Annotated in this window: 1 protein-coding gene; it reads left to right on the top strand. The window is 71.7% G+C overall.

The features are described from left to right. Window positions 1–25: 25 nt before the first annotated feature. The gene (locus tag ACXJKR_RS25980) at window positions 26–4,177 is read left to right on the top strand and encodes a hypothetical protein (RefSeq protein ID WP_457325262.1); all 4,152 of its coding nucleotides are present in this window, start codon (window positions 26–28) and stop codon (window positions 4,175–4,177) included. Window positions 4,178–4,202: the final 25 nt, after the last annotated feature.

Below are 4,202 nucleotides of genomic sequence, written 5' to 3' on the forward strand. Positions count from 1 at the left end.
GTCCAATGCCGACCCGGCGCCCGCCATGCCGGCAGACGCCGACGGCAGCGTGCTGTTCGCCCGCGCCACCGGCCGCAGCCTGCGCACCCTGCTGGCCGCCGGGCGGCCGCTGCCGCAGGTGGGCATCGTCGTGCTGGAACCCATCGAGCACCGCGTCGTTCAAGGCGCCGATCCCTTCGACCAGTGCGAGCGCGACCTGGACGCCGAAGCCTTCGAGGATCAGGTGCGCCAGGACGCTACGCGCCCCGTCTTCTATGCCTGGCCCGACGAATGGCTGCCCCTGCCCGCGCCTGGCAACACCTGGCGCAATGCGCTGGCCCATGCCGTCTTCGCCCGCGAGGCCCAGCTGGGCAACAGCCAGAGCATGCCCTGGCATGCCAGCGGCGTGCCGCTGGCGCTGGTGGCCGTCAACACCGCCTGGCAGCCGCTGTTCGCCGATCGCGCCGCCGTCGCTCGCCTGGGTGGCCGGCCGCGCGCCGAGGCCAATGCCAGGCTCGGCGCCGGCACGCGCTTCCTGTGGCAGGCGCGCATCGACCAATTCACCGAGCACCTGACCGAAGCCGCCGCAGCGGGGGATGACACGGTGGCCCTGGGCGACCAGATGCTGACGCTGCCGCCCGCGGGCCTGCTGCCGCGCGACGCCGTCAACGCCCGCGCCGCCCGGCAGGTCTTCTTCCCCTCGACGCTCGACGTGGTTGCCCTGCCAGTGCCGATCGAGCAGCTGGACCTGGTGCTGGAAGCAGCGGCCGGACTCTCACCCATCGACCTCGCCGTGCGGGACAGCGTCTGCGTCTATGTGCCGGTGCCGCAGACCCTGTTCGACCCCAAGCTGCTGCTGACCGAAGTGGCCGACGCCGATCACAAGATCGCCGACGCCATCGAACGCCATGTGGACGACCGCGCCGACTGGCTGCGCCGCCGCCAGCGCCAGCGCAAGCAGCGCGAGGCGCTGAGCATCGCCGCCGAAGGCCCTGACAACACCGACACCGTGCCCGACCCGCAGGACGACCCGCTGCGCGTCGAGGACGAACGCCTGCAGCCCCTGCTGCCCGCGCCAGCCGGCCTGCTGCACCGCTCGGCCAACGTGCGCGGCCTGCACCAGCATTTCCTGGATCACGCCACCGAGACCCTGGCCGTGGGCAAGGGCGATGTGCTCTACGCCTGGGTGCAGCTGGATCGCGAGTTCCCGCCGCGCACGCTGATGCTGCAATGGCAGATCGCCAACAGCTGGGAACACCGCGCCTACTGGGGCGAAAACCTGATCGGCTGGGGCTTGGACGGCACGCCGTCGCGCCTGCAGCAGTCCACCGACCAGCCGCCCGCGGTCCCCACGCCGGGTCGCTGGCACCGGCTCGAGATCCCGGCTGCGGCGCTGGCGCTGGAAGACACGACCATCAGCGGCGTCGCCTTCACGCTCTACGACGGGCAGRCCCTGTTCGGCCCCGTGGGCGTGCTGCGCGACAACGCGGAGACCGTCTGGCTCGACCCGAAGACACGGGACTCGGGCACCCTGCGCGGCGAAGGCGAGTCCTGGGACTTCGTCGACCCGGGCGATGCCGACACAGCCTTCGAGAACGCCTACGACGCCAGCGCCAACGCGAAGGGCGAGCGCGAGTCCGCCGAACTGACCACGCTGCTGGCCGACCCGCTGATCGTCGGCCGCAAGCTCGCCMCCATCACCGGCGACGACAGCAAGCTCGACCCCACCGAGGCCGACGCCATCAAGCGCGGCTTCCAGCCCCTGGCTGCCCTGATCCAGGCGAACGGTCTGCGCCAGACGGTGGCCGACCTGTCCGGCCGCATCGACGAGGCGGACGACGCCGTCAACCTCGGCTACTTGCGCGTGCAGACCGACATGTACCGGCTGCGCCAGACGGTGCTCAAGCAGTCCCAGGCCAGCCGCTTCGCCGTCTCGCCCGCGCTGACCCAGATTGCCGACCTCGACAACGCCAGCGCCACACGCGAGCAGCTCTCGGACTTCTATGGCACGGTCAAGAGCGAGACCCAGCTGAAGCGCCCGGATGGTGCGACCGCGCCGCCGATCTTCCCCATCCGCACGCGCACCGGCGGCGTTGCGCCGGTCCCCATGTCGCGCGGCATCGCCCGGGCGGGCGCGGGCGTCGCCGAAAGCGCGGCGGCGCTGAACGTGACCAGCAATGTGGGCATCGGCAGGAGCGTCGGCGGCTTCATGACACCCGCGCCATCGCCGATCCGGGTCATTGAAACGCCCATCTCGGCCTTTACGCCCGTAGCGCCGCGCATCGGCGGCGTCATTGGTGGCGGAAGCATTGGCGGCATCATCGGCGGCCAGGTCGCGCTCGACCCGCACATCAATCTGGCGGGCCTGGTGCCGCTGGCCCCCGCGGCCACAGCGCCGCCGCCCAGCACCAAGGTCACCGACTCCTCGGCGCTGACCGGCAAGGCCGAGATCCGCACCACCTCCATCGCCTCGCGTCTGGAGCGCCCGCGGGCCATCGAGGCCAAGGACTTCACCGTGGCCACGCGGCTCGAAGTCATCAGCAAGCTCGCTGCGCTTGGCCTGGACCTGGACGAACTGGAGGTGCCCGGCATCGCGCAGAAGCAGACCGTCAACGGCGTGGTCAAGGAGTTCGACCCCGGCGGCCAGCCGCTGCGTGCCGCGCCGATCAAGCTCAGTGCGCTGCGCGTGCGCTTTGCCGACATCAGCTTCGACCCCGACCCGGAAGACAAGGCCCGGGATGAGTCGGCCTACTTCCTCGGCGGCGTGGATCTGTCGGACCACACCATCGCCGTACTGCGTGCCGCCGAAGGCATCGTGCGCAAATACCGCGACGCGTTGGCCCGCTGCCAGAAGTCCCTGGCGGCCATCGACGTGAGCCTGGGCGGGCTCGCCTCACGCCTGGCCCTGGTCGATCGCGAACTGGCCGAGTCGCGCCAGGACGTCGCCACCGCCCGCGCCCTGCTCGCCGAAGACCAGCAGCGCGCGGCCGCGCTCAACGCCTCGCGCGACGCCATCATTGCCGAGCACGTGAAGTTCCTCGCCTTCGCGCGAGCCCGCATCGGCAGCCGCACGGTGGCCCTGCCCTCGCGCCTGCTCGATTCGGCCCTGGAGCCCGACGCCGTGCCCGCGTGCCTGGCCGATCACGACGACCCGCCCGGAGACGTGGCCGCCATGATCGGCATCGTGCGGCAGGCGCCCGTCGACTGGTTCCCGGCCATGCGCGCCCATCTGAGCCTGCTCGACACCCACTTCGTCGCCGACCGCGTGCTCACGGCCCTGCCTCTCACGGCCACGGCCATCACCAGCAGCAGCTTCAGCGCCCTGACCCTGCTCAACGGCCTGGCTGGCAGCGCCAGCCAGCAGGTCGCCTTCAATGCCGTGCGCGCCCAGGCCGAAAGCGTGAGCCTGGCCCGCAGCGAGGCCCTGCCCTTCGCCGGCGTGGCCCTGTCGTCGGCCAGCCTGGGGCTGGTGGGCAAGATCGACCTCATCGCCAGGAGCGCGTCTCTCGCCGACCTGGCCGCCAGCAATGCCGAGCGCAACCTGCTGAACCGCCGCGTGACGGAGGAACTTGCCCGCATCGCCCAGGTGGCCACCTGCCTGCACGCCCGGCTGTCCACGGTACGCGCCGGCATCCGCCTGGACTGGGCCGAGCGCTTCAGCCAGTTCGACACGGTGGGCGACCTGGGCGATCTGTCGACGCTGCCCCACTTCGCCGAGTTGGACCGCGATGACCGCGAAGACATCCGCGACCTGGCGTCCTGGCTGCGCCGCCGCGCGGACGCGAGCCAGCCCCGCGCCGTGGCGCTGATGGCGGCGCTGGTGCGCGTCTGCCTGCTGGCGGCCAGCCACAGCCCGGCCGGCCAGTTGCTCACCGGCCGGCTGGTGCGACCGATTCCCATCCACCCAGGCGTGCGCTTCGAGGTCCAGCCCTCGCTGCCCGACCGGCTGCGCGTGGGCATGAAGGTGCAGCTGATGGACCCGGTGCTGGATGCCTCCCACGGCGTGGCCCGTATCGCCGCCCATGCCGTGGTGGCCGACATCGTGGGTGGCATCGCCCATGTCAGCGTGACCCAGACCGTGCAGGCCGGCTTCACGCCGAGCGCGCGCACGGCGCTGCGGTCCAGCACGAGGCCGTTCTGCGCCACCTCCGCGACATGGTCGGCCGACAGCCGGCCGGCGATGACCCGCATGCCATAGACCTGCAGATAGCCAGGGGTGAAGC

The sequence above is a fragment of the Roseateles sp. P5_E11 genome, assembly GCF_054049355.1.